The sequence below is a fragment of the Streptomyces sp. NPDC056486 genome (assembly GCF_042795295.1).
Lineage (GTDB): Bacteria > Actinomycetota > Actinomycetes > Streptomycetales > Streptomycetaceae > Streptomyces.
In genome coordinates, this window is the sequence record NZ_JBHTSF010000098.1 from 1 (window position 1) to 18,638 (window position 18,638).

The 18,638-nt window shown below is 69.7% G+C and carries 13 protein-coding genes; 8 read left to right on the forward strand and 5 right to left on the reverse strand.

What is annotated here, in order from left to right:
• Window positions 1–550: 550 nt before the first annotated feature.
• Together ACFQ7F_RS30570 and ptsP are read left to right on the forward strand one after the other, a co-directional pair.
• A complete protein-coding gene (locus ACFQ7F_RS30570) occupies window positions 551–1,000 on the forward strand; it encodes a PTS glucose transporter subunit IIA (RefSeq protein WP_383277146.1) in 450 nt (149 codons plus the stop codon).
• Between the two features lie 77 nt (window positions 1,001–1,077).
• Complete coding sequence (gene ptsP, locus ACFQ7F_RS30575; protein ID WP_383277148.1) at window positions 1,078–2,748, forward strand: phosphoenolpyruvate--protein phosphotransferase; 1,671 nt, start codon at window positions 1,078–1,080, stop codon at window positions 2,746–2,748.
• A 58-nt stretch (window positions 2,749–2,806) separates the two neighbouring features.
• Here the strand turns inward: ptsP and ACFQ7F_RS30580 are convergent, their stop codons facing one another.
• On the reverse strand, window positions 2,807–3,700 hold the full coding sequence (locus tag ACFQ7F_RS30580) for a hypothetical protein (protein WP_383277151.1): 894 nt from the start codon (window positions 3,698–3,700) through the stop codon (window positions 2,807–2,809).
• 76 nt (window positions 3,701–3,776) lie between these two features.
• On the reverse strand, window positions 3,777–5,759 hold the full coding sequence (locus ACFQ7F_RS30585) for an acetoacetate--CoA ligase (RefSeq protein ID WP_383277154.1): 1,983 nt from the start codon (window positions 5,757–5,759) through the stop codon (window positions 3,777–3,779).
• 219 nt (window positions 5,760–5,978) lie between these two features.
• Here ACFQ7F_RS30585 and ACFQ7F_RS30590 point away from each other — a divergent pair, with 219 nt between their 5' ends.
• The gene (locus ACFQ7F_RS30590; RefSeq protein ID WP_383277157.1) at window positions 5,979–8,360 is read left to right on the forward strand and encodes a TIM-barrel domain-containing protein; all 2,382 of its coding nucleotides are present in this window, start codon (window positions 5,979–5,981) and stop codon (window positions 8,358–8,360) included.
• Here ACFQ7F_RS30590 and ACFQ7F_RS30595 read toward each other — a convergent pair.
• Window positions 8,351–8,890: an NUDIX domain-containing protein gene (locus ACFQ7F_RS30595; protein WP_383277206.1), complete on the reverse strand. Its 540-nt coding sequence runs from the start codon at window positions 8,888–8,890 to the stop codon at window positions 8,351–8,353. The two genes, ACFQ7F_RS30590 and ACFQ7F_RS30595, sit on opposite strands and share 10 nt — an antisense overlap.
• 103 nt (window positions 8,891–8,993) lie before the next feature.
• On the opposite strand from ACFQ7F_RS30595, the gene ACFQ7F_RS30600 reads away from it, so the two are divergent.
• From ACFQ7F_RS30600 to glpK, 5 genes are all read left to right on the forward strand, one after another.
• The gene (locus tag ACFQ7F_RS30600) at window positions 8,994–9,800 is read left to right on the forward strand and encodes a M15 family metallopeptidase (RefSeq protein WP_383277160.1); all 807 of its coding nucleotides are present in this window, start codon (window positions 8,994–8,996) and stop codon (window positions 9,798–9,800) included.
• A gap of 102 nt (window positions 9,801–9,902) precedes the next feature.
• Complete coding sequence (locus ACFQ7F_RS30605) at window positions 9,903–10,337, forward strand: Zn-ribbon domain-containing OB-fold protein (RefSeq protein WP_383277209.1); 435 nt, start codon at window positions 9,903–9,905, stop codon at window positions 10,335–10,337.
• Window positions 10,334–11,524 (forward strand): lipid-transfer protein, encoded by a 1,191-nt coding sequence (locus tag ACFQ7F_RS30610; protein ID WP_383277163.1) that lies wholly within the window; start codon window positions 10,334–10,336, stop codon window positions 11,522–11,524. The genes ACFQ7F_RS30605 and ACFQ7F_RS30610 overlap by 4 nt, the downstream gene beginning before the upstream one ends.
• A gap of 419 nt (window positions 11,525–11,943) precedes the next feature.
• A complete protein-coding gene (locus ACFQ7F_RS30615; protein WP_383277166.1) occupies window positions 11,944–12,699 on the forward strand; it encodes an MIP/aquaporin family protein in 756 nt (251 codons plus the stop codon).
• A gap of 14 nt (window positions 12,700–12,713) precedes the next feature.
• Window positions 12,714–14,234: a glycerol kinase GlpK gene (gene glpK, locus ACFQ7F_RS30620; protein WP_383277169.1), complete on the forward strand. Its 1,521-nt coding sequence runs from the start codon at window positions 12,714–12,716 to the stop codon at window positions 14,232–14,234.
• 95 nt (window positions 14,235–14,329) lie between these two features.
• On the opposite strand, the gene ACFQ7F_RS30625 is transcribed toward glpK, so the two are convergent.
• Complete coding sequence (locus ACFQ7F_RS30625; protein WP_361192076.1) at window positions 14,330–14,935, reverse strand: ATP/GTP-binding protein; 606 nt, start codon at window positions 14,933–14,935, stop codon at window positions 14,330–14,332.
• Window positions 14,916–18,635: a hydantoinase B/oxoprolinase family protein gene (locus tag ACFQ7F_RS30630; RefSeq protein ID WP_383277172.1), complete on the reverse strand. Its 3,720-nt coding sequence runs from the start codon at window positions 18,633–18,635 to the stop codon at window positions 14,916–14,918. Before ACFQ7F_RS30630 ends, ACFQ7F_RS30625 begins: the two co-directional genes overlap by 20 nt.
• Window positions 18,636–18,638 lie beyond the last annotated feature (3 nt).

Genomic DNA, 18,638 nt, shown 5'->3' on the forward strand with positions numbered 1-18,638 from the left:
AATCGGGATTGCATCCGCGTTGAGCGGAACCAGGAAGAGGAATAATCTTCCGGTTCACAGCGTCCTCGCTGATGTTTCTTCAAAGGAACCTCGTCCCGACCAGAAGGCCGGAGACGGGGTATCAACATATCTGGCGTTGACTTTTGGCACGCTGTTGAGTTCTCAAGGAACGGACGCTTCCTTTGTACTCACCCTCTCGGGCTTTCCTCCGGGCGCTTCCCTTCGTTGTGTTCCAAACTCTATCAGGTCTTTTTCGACTCCCTGACCACTCATCTGCGAGCACGCAGAAGCTGACCCAGGGATTAGGATCTGACTTGATAGATGCCGCCGAGTCCGGACGCTTGATCGCGTCGCTTGCCTCAGGCAGGAGTCCGACTGTACATGGGGCGTTGGCCCGGAGCAAATCGTTTGTGCAGTGCCCCTACTCAGTCAACCGGGACCTCTCGCGCGGAACCGGGACTTTTTATGACTTACTCTTCTGCACAGTGCGTCGTCCAGGACAGGTAGTGACGGCGGCTACGACACTCTCCATCCCCTGGGAGGCTTGCCAATGACCACCGTGACGTCCCCGCTTGTCGGACGCGCCATCGGGCTCTCCGCTGTACCGGATCCCGTCTTCTCCGGCGCGATGGTCGGGCCCGGCACCGCCATCGATCCCGCGCGCGAGCCCTCCGAGGCTGTCGCCCCCGTCGGCGGCATTGTCGTCTCGCTCCACCCCCACGCCTTCGTCGTTGTCGACGACCAGGGGCACGGCGTACTGACGCACCTGGGCATCGACACCGTCCAGCTCAACGGCGAGGGCTTCGAGCTGCTCGTCAACAAGGGTGACACCGTGCAGCGCGGTCAGTCCATCGTGCGCTGGAACCCCGCGGCTGTCGAGGCGGCCGGCAAGTCCCCGATCTGCCCGATCGTTGCGCTCGAGGCCACTGCCGAGTCCCTCTCCGACCTCGTGGAGGATGGAGACGTAAAGGCTGGGGACGCTCTCTTCAGCTGGCAGTGACGTCATCGCCGTCCCTGACGGCAGATACGACATCCACCGCGGCGGCTGGGCCCGTCGCTCTATCGGAGACGGGTGCAATGGAGACAACGCTGCGAGGCGTCGGCGTGAGCCACGGTGTGGCGATCGGCGAAGTTCGGCACATGGGAACGGCGGTGCTCGAGCCGCCCGCCAAGCAGATTCCCGCGGAGGACGCAGAGCGCGAACAGGGGCGCGCTCGCCAGGCGGTGGAAGCTGTGGCTGCCGACCTGAACGCGCGCGGCAACCTGGCCGGGGGCGAAGCCCAGGCTGTGCTCGAGGCGCAGGCCATGATCGCCCAGGACCCCGAGCTCATGGCCGACGTCGACCGGCGGATCACCGTCGGCAGTTCGGCGGAGCGCGCTATATATGACGCGTTCTCTCACTACCGCGAACTTCTCGCGGGCGCCGGTGAGTACATGGCCGGTCGTGTGGCCGACCTCGATGACGTGCGGAATCGTATCGTCGCCCGGCTTCTCGGCGTTCCGATGCCCGGTGTTCCGGACAGCGACGAGCCCTACGTCCTGATCGCGCGTGACCTCGCGCCGGCGGACACGGCGCTGCTCGACCCCGCGCTGGTGCTCGGTTTTGTCACTGAGGAGGGTGGGCCGACCAGTCACAGCGCGATTCTCGCGCGGGCGCTCGGTGTGCCCGCCATTGTCGCTCTGCCTGGTGCGGGTGAGCTGGCCGAAGGCACGGTCGTCGCCGTGGACGGCAGCACCGGTGAGATCTTCGTCGAGCCGAGCGCCGAGAAGCGCGCTCAGCTCGAGGCCTCGGCTGCCGAGCGCAAGGCCGCGCTTTCCGCGTCGACCGGTCCCGGTGCCACGTCCGACGGGCACAAGGTGCCGTTGCTCGCCAACGTCGGTGGTCCCGCGGACGTGCCTGCGGCGGTGGCGGCAGGGGCCGAGGGTGTCGGTCTCTTCCGGACCGAGTTCCTCTTCCTCGACGACAGCACCAAGGCGCCGTCCGAGGAGAAGCAGGTCGAGGCGTACCGCAAGGTGCTCGAGGCTTTCCCCGAGGGTCGCGTCGTCGTGCGTGTGCTCGACGCGGGTGCCGACAAGCCGCTCGACTTCCTGACGCCCGCCGATGAGCCGAACCCGGCGCTCGGCGTGCGTGGGCTGCGGTCGCTGCTCGACCACCCCGATGTGCTGCGTACGCAGCTGACGGCGCTGGCCAAGGCCGTGGAGGGACTGCCGGTCTACCTCGAGGTCATGGCGCCGATGGTCGCCGACCGTATCGACGCCAAGGCGTTCGCCGACGCGTGCCGTGAGGCGGGTCTGCAGGCCAAGTTCGGTGCCATGGTGGAGATTCCGTCGGCCGCTCTGCGGGCGCGCTCGATTCTCCAGGAGGTCGAGTTCCTCTCGCTCGGCACCAACGACCTTGCGCAGTACGCCTTTGCCGCCGACCGTCAGGTGGGCGCCGTGTCCCGGCTCCAGGACCCGTGGCAGCCCGCGCTGCTCGACCTGGTCTCGCTGTCCGCCGAGGCGGCCAGGGCCGAGGGCAAGAGCTGTGGCGTGTGTGGCGAGGCGGCGTCCGACCCGCTGCTCGCGTGTGTGCTGACCGGTCTCGGTGTCACCTCTCTGTCGATGGGTGCGGCGTCCATTCCTTACGTGCGGGCGACGCTGGGCAAGTACACGCTGGCTCAGTGCGAGCGTGCGGCCTCCGCCGCGCGTGCCGCGGACACCGCCGAGGAGGCCCGGAAGGCCGCGCAGGCGGTTCTGTCCGGCGAGTAGCCACAACCAGGTGTGTGAGGGGCGCTCCATCCGACATGGGTGGGGCGCCCCTCGGCGTTCAGTGCCGGTGTCCTCGTTCGGGCCCGTCGTCCCCGATGGGCGGTGCGGCGCAGTAGTCGACGCCGGATTCCGGGGCGACGAGGTCCCCTGACACGGCGTCGGTGCAGTAGGCGTCGAAGACCTCGGCCGCGGTGAGGGGCAGCAGTCGCTCGCCGTGCAGGCGCCAGCCCTGGACGCGGTCGGGCCTGCTGTCCGCGGTGGTGCGCATCACCAGGCCTGCGGCGCTGTGGGTGGCGATCCCGAGAGCGAGGACCGTGGTGAACTCCAGGGCTTCGGTCTCGTCGAGGACCGCGTTGCCCTCGGTGTCCTGTGCGGCATGCAGTGCGGCGAGGAGTGTCTCCGGGGCGGAGGGCACGCTGCAGACGAGGTGCCGGGTGCCGGGGCCGGAGGTGTCGAGCAGCTGGACGAGCAGGTCGGAGGCCCGGCTGAAGGCCTCTCGGCCGATGTCCTCGTCGCAGACCGCGCAGGTGCCGAGACGGGCCAGGAGCATCGTCGCGTACTCCCAGGTGGCCTGGCGGACCGCCTCGTCGACGAGGTCGGGGAGAAGGGCGGAGAGGGGCTGGCCGTCGTACGGGACGGTGGGTCCTGTGGCGGCCAGTTCCGCGGTGAAGCGGGTGCGGCTGGCCGGGGCGTCGGGGTTCAGGCCGGTGTCGGCGCAGTACTCCTCGTACTCCTGGGGGTCGAAGAGCGCGATGGTGGTGTGCCCGCCGTCGGACGCGAGTGACCTGAGGAGGCCTTCGGCCTGCCGGAGGTAACTCTTGTGGTCGTCGAAGGTGAAGGTGCGGTAGCGGCGCATGGCCGCGAAGTCGTCCTCGTCGGCCAACAGACCGATGGTTCCGGCGACTTCGCGGCGTAGTGCGCGTCGCATGGTGGTGGGCTGAGTGCGAGTCATGATTCCCCCTGCGGTCCGTCGATAAATGCTCACTCACAGTAATGGCGAGCACTGACAACGGCGGCTCGGCGGGAGATCAGGAGCGTTCGCGGGCCAGGTCCTCGTAGAAGCGGAGCAGGTCGAGGTTGTCCACCGAGCCGGGGTTGACCGCCTTGTCCAGTGCGGTGCCCTGGAGCAGCCGCTTGACCGGGACCTCGATGCGTTTGCCGGTGAGGGTGTGCGGGATGGCGGGGACCTCGATGACCTCGTCCGGGACGTGGCGCGGGGACAGCTGCGCGCGGATCGTCTGTTTGATGCGGTCGCGCAGGCCGTCGTCGAGGGTGGCGCCGGGGACGAGGTGGATGAAGAGGGGCATCCAGTAGCCGCCGTCGGGCTGTTCGACGCCGATCACGAGGGATTCGCGGATCTCGGGGAGGCGTTCGACGGCTTCGTAGATGTCGGCCGACCCCATGCGTACGCCTTGGCGGTTGAGCGTGGAGTCGGAGCGGCCGTGGATGACGACCGAGCCGTGCGGGGTCACGGTGATCCAGTCGCCGTGGCGCCAGACGCCGGGATAGGTGTCGAAGTAGCTGTCGTGGTAGCGGGTGCCGTCCGGGTCGTTCCAGAAGTGGATGGGCATGGACGGCATCGGGTTGGTGACCACGAGTTCGCCGACCTCGTCGATGAGGGGCTTGCCCTGGGGGTCCCAGGCCTGCAGGTCCGTGCCGAGGCCGGGTGCCTGGAGTTCGCCGATGTGGACGGGCAGGGTCGGTACGGCTCCTGCGAAGCAGGAGCAGACGTCCGTGCCGCCGCTGACCGAGGCCATCCACAGGCCGCCGGGGGTGTCCTCGAACTCGTCGTGGAGCCAGCGGAACCCGTCGGGCGGGAGCGGGGAGCCGGTGGTGGCGACGCACTTGACGGTGGAGAGGTCGAAGTCGCGGGCCGGGTGCACCTCCGCCTTGCGACAGGCCATGACGTACGCGGCCGATGTGCCGAAGAGGGTGGCCTTCGTGCGTTCGGCGATGCGCCACTGGGCGCCGGTGTCGGGATAGCCGGGGCTGCCGTCGTAAAGGACGATCGTGGTGCCGGTGAGGAGGCCGGAGACGAGGAAGTTCCACATCATCCAGCCGGTGGACGTGTACCAGAAGAAGCGGTCCTCGGGGCCCAGGTCGCAGTGCAGGCCCAGCTGCTTGAGGTGTTCGACGAGGATGCCGCCCTGGGACTGGACGATGGCCTTGGGCAGTCCCGTCGTGCCGGACGAGTAGAGCACCCACAGGGGGTGGTCGAACGGGACCGGCTCGAAGACGGGCGGCGTGTCCGATGCGGTGAGGGCGGCCCATTCCAGGGCGCCTTCGGGTGCTTCGGTGCCGAGGAGCGGGATGTGGACGACGGCGCGCAGGGTGGGCAGTTCGCGGCGCAGCTCGGCCACGGCGTCGCGACGGTCGTGCTCCTTGCCGCCGTAGCGGTAGCCGTCGACGGTGAACAGGACGACCGGTTCGACCTGCTGGAAGCGGTCGAGGACGCTGCGGGCACCGAAGTCCGGGGCGCAGGAGGTCCAGACGGCGCCGACGGCCGCGGTGGCGAGGAGGGCGACGACGGCCTGCGGGATGTTCGGGACGTAGCCGCTGACGCGGTCTCCGGGGCGTACGCCGAGGGTGCGCAGTTCCGCCGCCAGGGAGCCGACTTGGCGGCGCAGCTCGCCCCAGGTCACGGCGGCAGGCTCGTGGGTCTCGTCGACGTGGAGGAGCGCAGGCTCGCCCGCGCGCGCGGGGTCCTCGGCGGCGCGCAGTGCGTGTTCGGCGTAGTTGAGCGTAGCTCCGGGGAACCATTCGGCGCCCGGCATCGAGCGGTCGCCGAGTACGCGCGCGTAGGGCGTCGTGAACCGAACGTCGAACCAGTCGGTGACCGCCTTCCAGAACGTGTCCAGTTCGTCCACGGACCAGCGGTGCAGTGCCGCGTAGCCGCCGTCGGCGGGTGCTCCGTGGTGCTCGGCGGCCCACGCCTGGAAGCGCGTGATCTGCGCGGCGGCGATCCGTTCCTGGTCGGGCTGCCAGAGCGGTGAGGGGTTCGCTGAGGACATGGGGCGGCTCCCGGGCTTTACGTACGCGTCGTATGCGTGTGTGGTGCGCGCGAGCTGGTTCGTGCGCGCGACACGGCTGACAGGGACGATGCCATGTGATCGATTTCGGCACCAGGGCGTGCCTCACACAGTCGGCGCGGCGACTATGTGCCGTCAGCCCAGGTGAACGGCAGTTGAACGATGCATACGGGCGGCCTCTTCGGTGGCAGGGTGAGCAGCATGAACGGTCGTGACCTGGTGCGTTCGATGAAGGCGGTCAGCTTGGTCGGTACGGCGCAGGGGTTGCGTGCGGTGCGGTCCTCTTGGCGTAGGCGGCGGGTGGACGCGAGCGCGCTCGCCCCCCGCGGTGTCGAGCGCGCGCGGGTGCCCGGTCCGATGACGGGAGTGGAGCCGGGGCCGGGGGGCGGGGTGGTGCGGTTCGCCCGTTCCGAGCTGCGGGTGCGGGTCACGACGGGTGGAGCCATCTTCTGGGGCTGGGACGGTGCGGAGCCCGATCCTTCGTACGCGCTGGTCAGCGGGAGTCCCGAGGCGGACCCGCGTGCCGTCCTGGAGCCGGACAAGGAGGGCGGCTGGCGGGTGGTGTCGGAGCGGGCGACGGTGGTCGTCTCGCGGCACGGCGCCGTGGAGTTGCAGACGCCCGGCGGTCTGACGCTGCGCCGCGATCTGCCGCCGCGCTGGTGGGAGCCGGTCGACGGGGGCGCGGCACGCTGGCTCCAGCGCTCACAAGTGGCGGCGGACGCACGGTTCTTCGGGCTCGGGGGACGCGCGCAGGGGCCTCGGTTGCGGAACGGGACGTACCGCCTGTGGAACACCGATCCGGGGGGATCGTTCGGGCCCGGCGACGGACCCTTGTACATCACCATGCCCGTCCAGCTCGTCGTGGCCGATGTCGGCTGTCATCTGGTGTTCCACGACAACACGTGGGACGGCACCGTGGCGATGCGCGAGGGCGAGGTGGGTGCGGGGTCGGGGCACGACAGGGCGGGTTCGTGCGAGGTGCGCATGGACGGCGGGCCGCTGCGGTGCTGGGTCATGGTGGGCACCCCCGCGCGCGTGCTGCACACCTGGGCCTCGCTCACGGGGCCACCCGCGCTGCCTCCCTCGTGGGCGCTCGGGCACCATCACGCGCGGTGGGGCTTCGGCGGTGAGCAGGAGGTGCGGCGGATCGTGGCGGGCTACCGGGAGCGGGGGCTGCCGCTGAATGCCGTCCATCTGGACATCGATCACTACGAAGCGCACCAGGTGTTCACCGTCGACAAGGAGACCTATCCCCACATGCCGCAGTTGGCCGAAGAGTTGCTCAAGGACGGTGTGCGCCTGGTGTCGATCGTCGACCCCGCGGTGAAGGCGGAGCCGGGCAATGAGGTCTACGACAGCGGCAGGGCCGCGGACGCCTTTGTGCGGGATGCCGCGGGGCGGGCTGTGCACGGGGTGGTCTGGCCGGGCGATGCGGTCTATCCGGACTTCACGGACGCGCGGGTGCGGGCGTGGTGGGGCGGCCTCTACAAGGAACGGCTCGCCCAGGGGTTCGCGGGCTTCTGGCACGACATGAACGAGCCGGTGTCCTTCGCCGCCTTCGGGGAGCCGACACTGCCCCGCTCGGCCCGGCATTCCCTGGAGGGACGCGGCGGCGACCACCGCGAGGCGCACAACGTGTACGGCCTCGGCATGGCGCGCGCCGGGTACGAGGGGCTATGCGAACTGCACCCGCAGGAGCGGCCGTTCCTGTTCTCGCGTTCCGGGTGGGCGGGAATGCAGCGCTACGGAGGGACGTGGTCCGGGGATGTGGCCACGGGGTGGCCGGGGCTTCGGGCGTCCCTGTCGCTTGTCCTTGGCCTTGGGCTGTGCGGCGTGCCGTACTCGGGTCCTGATGTGGGCGGGTTCGACGGCAGTCCGTCGCCCGAGCTGTATCTGCGGTGGTTCCAGCTCGGGGCGTATCTGCCGCTGTTCCGTACGCACGCCGCGCTGCGGGCCGGGCGCAGGGAACCCTGGGAGTTCGGTCCCGATGTGCTTGAGCACGCGCGCGTGGCGCTCGTGGAACGGCGGCGGCTGCTGCCGTATTTCGTGACGCTCGCGCATCTGGCGCGTCGTACGGGGACGCCGTATGTGCGGCCCTTGTGGTGGGGCAATCCGGAGGACCGGGCGCTACGTGACTGCGAGGACGCGTTTCTGCTCGGGGACTGCCTCCTTGTGGCGCCCGTGTTCGAGCCGGGGGCCGTCCGCCGCACGGTGCGGCTGCCACCGGGTCGTTGGTACGACACGGCGACCGGCCAGGCGTACGAAGGGCCTGCCCGTGTACTCCTGGAGGCCCCGCTGTCCCGTGTCCCGGTGCTCGCACGGGCCGGTGCGGTGCTGCCGGTGCGGGGCGCCGACGGAGGGCTTGAACTGGAGGTGTGGGCGCCCGCGCCGGGGCGCACGGGCGGCGGCCTTGTGGTCAGGGACGCGGGTGACGGGTGGGAGCAGCCGGAGATCGAGCGGTTCGCCGCGCGGTGGGTCGGCGGGAGTGTGGTGGTCGAGCGGGACGGCCGCGATGGCGAGGAGGCCGCGGGCGAGGTCGGGCTGCGGGTGACGGTGCGGGGAGTCTCGCAGCGTCAGATGTAGCGCCCTTCGAACCAGGCGCGCACGACCAACGTGTGCAGAGGGAAGGCCAGTTCGGCCGGGCGGTGCAACAGGTGCCAGCCTTCGGTCTCGTCCGTCGGTGCCGGGGCCGGCAGGTCGGCCACCGGGCGCTCGGGCAGGAGGCCGAAGAGCAGCAGGTATCCGTCGGGGGCGCTGAGCGCGTCCGCGAAGCGGACGTCGCGGACGGCCGCGCTGATGCCGGTCTCCTCCTCGAGCTCGCGGACGACGGCGGCCCGCCAGTCCTCGCGGTCGTCGATGAACCCTCCGGGCAGGGCCACTTCCCCGCTCGCGGGGGCGATGGTCCGGGTCACGACGACGAGGGCGGTGCCCTTGGTGTCGTACACGGGCTGCAGCGCCACCGCTACGGGCAGCGGATTGCGGTAGGCGACCGTGCCGCAGGCGGCACAGGTGCGGGGCCAGGCGGACAGGTCTTCCCCGTAGGGCGACCCGCAGCTCGAGCAGTGGGAGCCCGGGGCAGGGTCGCTGCGGTGCTGGGATGACGCGGATGACAGGGGCGACGGGGGTGACAGGGGTACGGACACGCCGCGGACTGTATCCGATCACTCCGGTGACGGTCTTTCCCTCCCGGACCGAATCCTGATAAATGCAGGGTTCATGACAGGACTTGCCCCCGCCCTGCGGAATCTCGCCGTCACCGCCACCGCTCTGGTCGCCGTGGCCGCCGCCCCCACACCCGCCCACGCGAAGCCCGAACCCAAGGCCCCCGACGCGTTCGTGGCGTTGCGCGACATCGACCCGACGATCATTCAGGAGATGCGCTACTTCACGCCGCACAACTTCGTGGGTGAGCCCATCGACGGCTACAAGAAGCCGATGTGCATCCTTACGAAGCCCGCGGCCAAGGCGCTGCACAAGGCCCAGCGCACGCTGCTGCGCAAGGGCTACTCCCTGAAGGTGTACGACTGCTACCGGCCGCAGCGGGCCGTCGACCAGTTCGTGCGCTGGGCCGAGGATCTCGGCGACGTGCGCATGAAGGCGGAGTTCTATCCCCATGTCGACAAGTCGCGGCTGTTCGAGGACGGTTACATCGCGGCGAAGTCCGGGCACAGTCGCGGCTCCACGCTCGATCTGACGGTCGTGAAGCTGCCTGCCCTGCCGACGCGTCCGTACATCCCTGGAGAGACACTCACACCCTGTTACGGACCCAAAGCTGAACGGTTCCCCGACAACTCCGTGGACATGGGGACGGGGTTCGACTGCTTCGACACCCTCTCCCACACGGATGACCCCCGGGTCACCGGCAAGCAGCGCGCCAACCGCGATCTGCTGCGGGGCGCGCTGACCAAGACCGGCTTCGTGAACCTTCCCGAGGAGTGGTGGCACTTCACCTACAAGCCCGAGCTCTTCCCGGACACCTACTTCGACTTCCCCGTGTCACGCCGCTCGTTGAACGGGAAGTAGCGAGTACCGCGCTACTGACGCGATCCGGTTGCCCGTGACACACTTCTGACGTTCCGTCAGATCCAGTGTCGTGGAGGAGCCTTGTCGCGTACGCGTACTCCCGTGGTGGCCGACTGGTTCGCCGGGGAGGGAGACAACTTCCGCCTTCTGGGCACGCGCTGCTCGGCCTGCGCCTGTGTCTTCTTCCCCCGCGAGGACGGCTTCTGCCGCAATCCCGGCTGCTCGGGCGGTGACCTCGACGAGGTGCCGCTCTCCCCTCGCGGCCGTATCTGGTCGTACACGGACAGCCGCTACCGGCCGCCCGCGCCCTATGTGTCCGACCCGGAACTTCCCTGGCAGCCCTACGCGTTGATCGCTGTGGAGCTGGAAGCCGAGCGGATGGTGGTGCTCGGCCAGTCGGTTCCAGGGGTCACCGTCGCCGATCTGGAGGTCGGCATGGAGGTGGAGGTCGTCCCCGGCGTGCTCGACGAGGGCGCCGAGGACTCAGAAACGACGTGGACGACGTGGTACTGGCGGCCGACGGGGGTGGGCGCATGACCAGCGAGGTGGCGGTGCTCGGCGCGGGCATGCACCCGTGGGGCAAGTGGGGCCGGAGCTTCATCGAGTACGGGACAGCGGCGGCCCGCGCGGCGCTCGCCGACGCCGGGGTGGACTGGCGCGACGTGGGTTCGATCGTCGGCGCGGACACGGTGCGCGGCGGCTATCCCGGGTACGTGGCCGGGGCGACGTTCGCGAAGGCCCTCGGCTGGCAGGGCGCGCGGGTCGCGAGCGTGTACGCGGCCTGCGCCTCCGGGGCGCAGGCGATCAACACGGCGCGCACGCAGATCCTCGCGGGCCTCGCCGATGTCGTCCTGGTGGTCGGGGCCGACGCCGCACCCAAGGGGTTCTTCCGGCCCGCGGGAGGGGACCGGCACGACGACCCGGACTGGCTGCGGTTCCGGGTACTCGGCGCCACGAACCCCACGTACTTCGGCCTGTACGCACGCCGCAGGATGGCGGTGCACGGCGACACCCTGGAGGACTTCGCCCAGGTCAAGGTGAAGAACGCGGCAGCGGGAGCGCTCAATCCGAACGCGCGCTACCGAAAGACCGTCACTGCCGAGGAAGTGGCCGCGTCGGCCGTCGTCGCCGACCCCTTGCGGCTGCTCGACATCTGCGCGACCTCCGACGGGGCGGCGGCCCTCGTGCTCTCCAGCATGGAGTTCGCGCGGCGGCACGGCGCGCGGAACCCGGTGCGCATCCGCGCGGTCTCCACGGTGACCCCGACATATCCGACCACCGTCCTCGACCTGCCGGACATCGCGACGGACTCCGCGGCCGCCGTGGCTCCGGCGGACACGACGTTCCGCGCCTCCATCGCACGCGCGGCGTACGAAGAAGCGGGCATCGGACCCGACGAGCTCTCCTTCGCGGAGGTCTATGACCTCTCCACCGCGCTCGAGCTCCAGTGGTACGAGGATTTGGGGCTCTGCGGCGAGGGAGAGGGGGCCAAGCTGCTGCGGGAGGGGGCGACCGCTCCGGGCGGGCGCATACCGGTCAACCCCAGTGGCGGGCTCGCCTCCTTCGGAGAGGCCGTTCCGGCTCAGGCAATTGCCCAAGTATGCGAACTGACATGGCAGTTGAGGGGCACTGCGGGGGCGCGGCAGGTCGCGGGAGCACGTGCGGGCATCACGGCGAATCAGGGTCTCTTCGGGCACGGATCCTCGGTCGTCGCGGTGCGCTGAGCACTCTCGGCGGCTCTGCGCTGATCGCCACGGGGGAAGACCGTGGACAGACCACGGGGAAGACCATGGACACGTCACGGGGGGAAGTGCTCACGCCGGTTAACCGTTGCCGTCCGCGACCTTGACGCTCCATCACCACCGGTGAACACTTCCGGTGTCAGTCGGCATCGCCGCACTATTGGCTCCGCGCCGCTCAGGGCCCCTGTATGCGCGAAGGGTCTGCACTAAGGGCCTGTTCAGCGGGTCATCCCCCCTCTGGGCGATTCGACTCGACGGCACGCTCGCCATGGAAGCCGGACGGGGCGCGGGACACCCCTGCCTTCGGCTGACGTCACCGGGCACAGCCAGGCAGTAGTCGTGGAACGCACCCAGCACGGCGTACCGGGGCCACCACCCCGGGCAAGGCCCTAGGAGCCGCCATGTACTCGAATGGGGACATTTTCGCCGGTGAGATCATCGGCACCGCGATTCTTATTCTCTTCGGCGCCGGCGTATGCGCCGCCGTCACCCTGAATTATTCGAAGGCCAAAGCCTCCGGATGGATCGTCATCGCCTTCGGGTGGGGCTTCGGCGTGATGGCGGGGGCGTACACCGCCGCGCCGCTCTCCGGGGGCCACCTCAACCCCGCCGTCACCATCGGCATCGCGATCGACACGGACAAGTGGGACAAGGTCTGGGTCTACCTGCTCGGGCAGATGGTCGGCGCCATGCTCGGCGCCGTACTCGCGTATCTCGTCTACTTCGCGCAGTTCAACTCCAACGTCCCGCACGGCACGAAGAGCGGCACCCCGGGCGTGGACCAGCCGACGCCGACCCTCGGCATCTTCTCGACCATCCCCGAGATCCGTAATCCGGTCGCCAACCTCCTCACCGAGATCATCGGGACCATCGCCCTGGTGCTTCCGCTCCTCGCCTTCGGCCTGACCAAGGGTCTTGGCGAGTCCGGCACGCTCGTACTGATCGTCGCCTTCCTGGTCGTCGGCATCGGCCTCTCGCTCGGCGGGCCCACCGGCTATGCCATCAACCCGGCCCGCGACCTGGGCCCGCGCATCGTGCACACGTTCCTGCCGATCCCGAACAAGGGCACATCCGACTGGAGTTACGCCTGGATCCCCGTGGCCGGGCCGCTGATCGGCGGAGCGCTCGCAGGTCTCATCTACAACGCAGCCTTCTGACTCAAGAGGTAGCCATGCCGGACAACTCCGAGAAGTTCGTCGCCGCCATCGACCAGGGCACCACCTCCAGCCGCTGCATCATCTTCAATCACGCGGGCGAGATCGTCGCCGTCGATCAGCGCGAACACCGTCAGATATTTCCCAAGCCCGGGTGGGTGGAGCACGACGCCGCCGAGATCTGGTCGAAGGTGCAGGCCGTGGTCGCGGGAGCGATCGCCAAGGCCGGGCTCCGTGCCGACCAGCTCAGCGCCCTCGGCATCACCAACCAGCGCGAGACGACGGTCCTGTGGGACCGCGCCACGGGCAAGCCCGTGCACAACGCGATCGTCTGGCAGGACACCCGGACGTCGGCTCTCTGCAACGAGCTGGGCGGCGCGGACGGCCAGGACAGGTTCCGGGAGCAGACCGGACTGCCCCTGGCGAGCTACTTCTCCGGGCCCAAGGCGGCCTGGCTGCTCGACAACGTGCCCGGCCTGCGGGCCCGCGCCGAGCGCGGCGAGATCGCCTTCGGCACCATCGACTCCTGGCTGATCTGGAACCTCACCGGCGGCACGGACGGCGGCGTGCACGTCACGGACGTCACCAACGCCGGGCGCACCATGCTGATGAACCTGGCCACCCTCCAGTGGGACCAGTCGATCCTGTCCGCGATGAACGTCCCCGAGGCGATCCTGCCGGAGATCAAGTCATCGGCCGAGGTCTACGGCACGGCGGTCGGGCAGCTCTCCGGTGTGCCGGTCGCCTCCGCACTCGGCGACCAGCAGGCGGCCATCTTCGGGCAGGCCTGCTACGACACGGGGACGGCGAAGAACACGTACGGAACCGGCAGCTTCTTGTTGCTCAACACCGGTAACCGGCCCGTCCCCTCGAAGAACGGGCTGCTCACCACGATGGGCTACAAGATCGGCTCGGAGGCGCCCGTCTACTGCCTCGAAGGGGCGATCGCGATCACCGGCGCCCTTGTGCAGTGGTTCCGCGACCAGCTCGGCATCATCCGCAACGCGGACGAGATCGAGCCCCTGGCCGCGAGCGTGGAGGACAACGGCGGGGCGTACATCGTGCCCGCGTTCTCCGGTCTCTTCGCGCCCTACTGGCGTTCCGACGCGCGCGGTGTCGTCACCGGGCTCACCCGGTACGTGACCAAGGCGCACCTGGCGCGCGCCGTCCTGGAGGCGACCAGCTGGCAGACCCGCGAGGTCGTCGACGCCATGTACCAGGACTCCGGGGTGCAGTTACGGACCCTGAAGGTGGACGGCGGCATGACCAAGAACAATCTGCTGATGCAGCACCAGGCGGATGTCCTCGGGGTGCCGGTGATCCGGCCGAAGATCACCGAGACGACGTGTCTGGGCGCCGCGTACGCCGCCGGGCTCGCGACCGGCGTGTGGAATGACCTCGACGAGCTGAAGGCGCACTGGCAGCAGGACGCCGAATGGACGCCGTCGATGGACACCGAGGTGCGCGATCGCGAGTACGGCAACTGGCGCAAGGCGGTGGAGCGGAGCTTCGGCTGGCACGAGGACGGCGCGAGCTGAGCCGAGGGTGACCGTGGCCCGTACCCCGTTCGGCGGGGGTACGGGCCACGGTTCCGCACGCGTACACGCGCTCTCACAGAGGCATGGTCACGCCCTCACGTGGTCGCGGGCTCCCTGGCCGCCGCGGCGGCCGCCATCGCGTGCTGGACCACTCCGATGAGCACTTCCTTGACGGACTGCCGCTCGCGCGCGTCGCACATCACCACGGGGACACCGGGGTCGAGGTCGAGCGCCTGGCGCACGGCGTCGGCGGGGTAGCGGGACGCGCCCTCGAAGCAGTTGACGCCGACGACGAAGGGTATGGAGCGGCGCTCGAAGTAGTCGACCGCCGCGAAGCAGTCCTCGAGGCGGCGGGTGTCGGCGAGGACCACGGCGCCGAGCGCTCCGGTGGCCAGCTCGTCCCAGAGGAACCAGAAGCGGTCCTGGCCCGGGGTTCCGAAGACGTAGAGGACCAGGTCCTCGCGCAGCGTGATCCGGCCGAAGTCCATGGCGACGGTCGTGGTGTGCTTGCCCGAGACGCCGCTGGTGTCGTCGATCGGACGGCCCGCCTCGCTGAGCAACTCCTCGGTGCGCAGCGGTTTGATCTCGCTGACGGCGCCGACGAGGGTCGTCTTGCCCACGCCGAAGCCGCCCGCCACCAGGATCTTCAGCGTGACCGGCTCGACTGGGGCCTTGCCGCGCTCAGAACGCTTGAAGATCATCGCTCGCTACTCCTGGATCAGTTGCTTCGGGGGTTGCGCTTGCTTGCGGGGTCGCGCTTGCTTCGGGGGTCGCGCTTGGTTCACTGCTGTCGCTCCGGACGGGGCCGTATCCGCCGCCGCCCGGGGTTTCGATCACGAGTACGTCATCGCGGCCCGCGTCCACGAAGTCGCTGCCTTCCAGCGTCTGGACCCGGCCGTCGGCGCGCTCCACACGGCCGGTGCCGAGCGCTCCGAGGCTGCCGCCGGCCATGCCGTACGGCGCCACTCTGCGGTGCTGCGAGAGCGTGGACACCGTCATCGGCTCGCGGAAGCGGATGCGGCGTACAGCCCCGTCACCGCCGCGCCACGCCCCGTTGCCGCCGCTGCCCCGGCGCACCGCGAACTCCTCCAGGAGCACGGGCAGGCGCCACTCGAGGACTTCGGGGTCGGTGAGCCGGGAGTTGGTCATGTGGGTCTGGACGACGGACGCCCCGTCGAAGCCGTCGCCCGCTCCGGATCCCGAGGCCACCGTCTCGTAGTACTGGTGGCGGTCGTTTCCGAAGGTGACGTTGTTCATCGTCCCGGAGCCCTCTGCCTGGACACCCAGGGCGCCGTAGAGCGCGCCGGTGATCGCCTGCGAGGTCTCGACGTTCCCGGCGACGACGGCCGCCGGGGGCTCGGGCGCGAGCAGGGAGCCCGGTGGCACGATGATGCGCAGCGGGCGCAGGCAGCCGTCGTTGAGCGGGATGTCCTCGGCCACCAGGGTGCGGAAGACGTAGAGGACCGCGGCGTTGACCACCGCGAAGGGTGCGTTGAAGTTCGTGGCGAGCTGGGGGGACGTACCGGTGAAGTCGATGGTCGCCGAGCGGGCTTCGCGGTCCACCGAGACGCGGACCCGGATGACGGCCCCCGAGTCGGTCGGATAGGCGAACTCGCCCTCCTCCAGGGCGTCGACGACACGGCGTACCGCTTCCTCCGCGTTGTCCTGTACGTGCCTCATGTACGCCTGGACGACATCGAGCCCGAAGTTCTCGATCATGCGGGCGACTTCGTCGACGCCCTTCTGGTTGGCGGCGATCTGGGCGCGCAGGTCGGCGAGGTTGGTGGCCGGGTTGCGGGAGGGGTACGGGGCGTCGGTGAGCAGGCTCTGCGTCTCGGCCTCGCGGAAGTGGCCGCCCTCTACAAGAAGCCAGTTGTCGAAGAGGATGCCCTCCTCCTCGATGGTGCGGCTGTTCGCCGGCATGGAGCCGGGGGCGATGCCGCCGATCTCGGCGTGGTGCCCGCGCGATGCCACGTAGAAGAGGATCCGCTCCCCCGGCGTCTCGTGCTCCTCCGCAGTGTCGAACACCGGCGTGATGACGGTGACGTCCGGGAGGTGGGTTCCACCGTGGTACGGGTCGTTGACCGCGTAGGAGTCCCCCGGACGCATGCGGCTGCCGCGACGCTGGATCACCTCCTTCACGCTGGTGCCCATCGAGCCCAGGTGCACGGGGATGTGCGGGGCGTTGGCGACCAGGTTGCCGTCCGGGTCGAAGAGGGCGCAGGAGAAGTCGAGCCGCTCCTTGATGTTGACCGACTGGGCCGTGGACTCCAGGCGGGCGCCCATCTGTTCGGCGATCGACATGAAGAGGTTGTTGAAGACCTCCAGGAGGACGGGGTCGGCTTCGGTGCTCACGGCGGAACCCTCGGGTACCACCACGCGTTCCATGACCAGATGTCCCTCGGATGTCATGGCCGCCCGCCAGCCCTCGTCCACGACCGTCGTGGCGCTGGCCTCCGTGATGATCGCGGGTCCGTCGACGCTCTCGCCGGGCGGCAGTTCCTCGCGGCGGTGCAGGGGCACGTCGCGCCAGGTGCCGCCCGTGTGCAGCCTTACGGTCTCCGGAGCGCCTCGGCGCGTGTCACCGGCGAGCGCGGAGAGGTCGGGCTGCTCGGTCAGTCCGGTGGCCTCCACGGAGAGGGCCTCGACGACGACAGGGCGGTCCAGCGTGAAGGAGTAGGTGGTGCGGTGGCGTTCTTCGAAGGCGCGGATCATGCGGTCCGGCTCCGTGAGTTCCACGGTGAGCGTGGTGTCGGTGCCGTCGTAGCGCAGCTGGGCACGGCGGGTGACGCGGACGCGGTCCTCGGGCACGTCCTCGGCCAGGAGCTCGGCTCTGGCCGCTTCCTCGAGATCGTCGGCGGTCTTCAGGACGTGGGGCATCTCGGACGGTTCGAGGCGGGCCTCCACGGACTGCTCACGCATCGCGGTGGTGTCGGCGAGGCCGATGCCGAGCGCGGAGAGCACTCCCGCCATCGGGGGTACGAGGACGGTGCGGATGCCGAGCGAGTCGGCGACCATGCAGGCGTGCTGGCCGCCCGCGCCGCCGAACGTGGTGAGGGCGTAGCGGGTGACGTCGTGGCCCTTCTGGACCGAGATGCGCTTGACGGCGGAGGCGATGTTGGCGACAGCGATCTGGAGATAACCCTCGGCGACCTGCTCCGGAGTGCGGTCGTCGCCGGTGTGTTCCCTGATGTCGCGGGCCAGTGCGGTGAAACGGTCGCGTACGAGGGTCTCGTCGAGGCGCTGGTCGCCGTCCTGCCCGAACACATGGGGGAAATGGGCGGGCTGGATGCGTCCGAGGGCGACGTTGGCATCGGTGACCGTGAGCGGGCCGCCGCCCCGGTAGCTCGCCGGGCCCGGCGTTGCGCCCGCGGAATCGGGGCCCACGCGGTAGCGGCTGCCGTCGAAGTGCAGCACGGAGCCGCCGCCCGCCGCGACGGTGTGGATGTCCAGCATCGGCGCGCGCAGCCGTACGCCCGCGATCTGCGTGGTGAAGACCCGTTCGTACTCGCCCGCGTAGTGCGATACGTCGGTGGACGTGCCGCCCATGTCGAAGCCGATGACACGGTCGAAGCCCGCGCGGTGCGACATACGGGCCATGCCGACGATGCCGCCTGCGGGCCCGGACAGGATCGCGTCCTTGCCGCGGAACTGGCCCGCTTCGGTGAGGCCGCCGTTCGACTGCATGAACATCAGCCGCACGCCGCTGAGTTCATCGGCGACGTGCTGGACGTAGCGGTGCAGGACGGGTGACAGGTAAGCGTCGACGACCGCCGTGTCGCCGCGCGGGACCAGCTTCATCAGCGGGCTGACCTCACTGGAGAGTGAGATCTGCGGGAAACCGGTGCGGACGGCAAGGTCGGCGATCGCCTGCTCGTGGGCGGGGTGCAGATGGCTGTGCATACAGACCACCGCGACGGCCCGGATGCCGTCCTCGTAGGCCTGGCGCAGGGGCCCAGCGAGCTGCTCCAGGTCGGGTGCCCGTAAGACCTCGCCCTCGGCGGTGACGCGCTCGTCCGCCTCGATGACCCGGTCGTACAGCAGCTCAGGGAGGACGATCTCGCGGGCGAAGATGTGCGGGCGGTTCTGGTAGGCGATCCGCAGGGCGTCGCCGAAGCCCCGGGTGATCACCAGGGCGGTGGGCTCGCCCTTGCGCTCCAGAAGGGCGTTGGTGGCCACCGTCGTACCCATACGGACGACGTCGATGGGTACGTCCGCCGTGTCGTCGGGGACGCCAGGGGCGCCGCGCAGGAGTTCACGGATGCCCTCGACGGCCGCATCGGCATAGCGGGACGGGTTCTCCGACAGGAGTTTGTGCGTGAGCAGCTGCCCGTCGGGACGCCGCGCGACGACATCCGTGAAGGTGCCGCCCCTGTCGACCCAGAACTGCCAGCCAGTCACGTC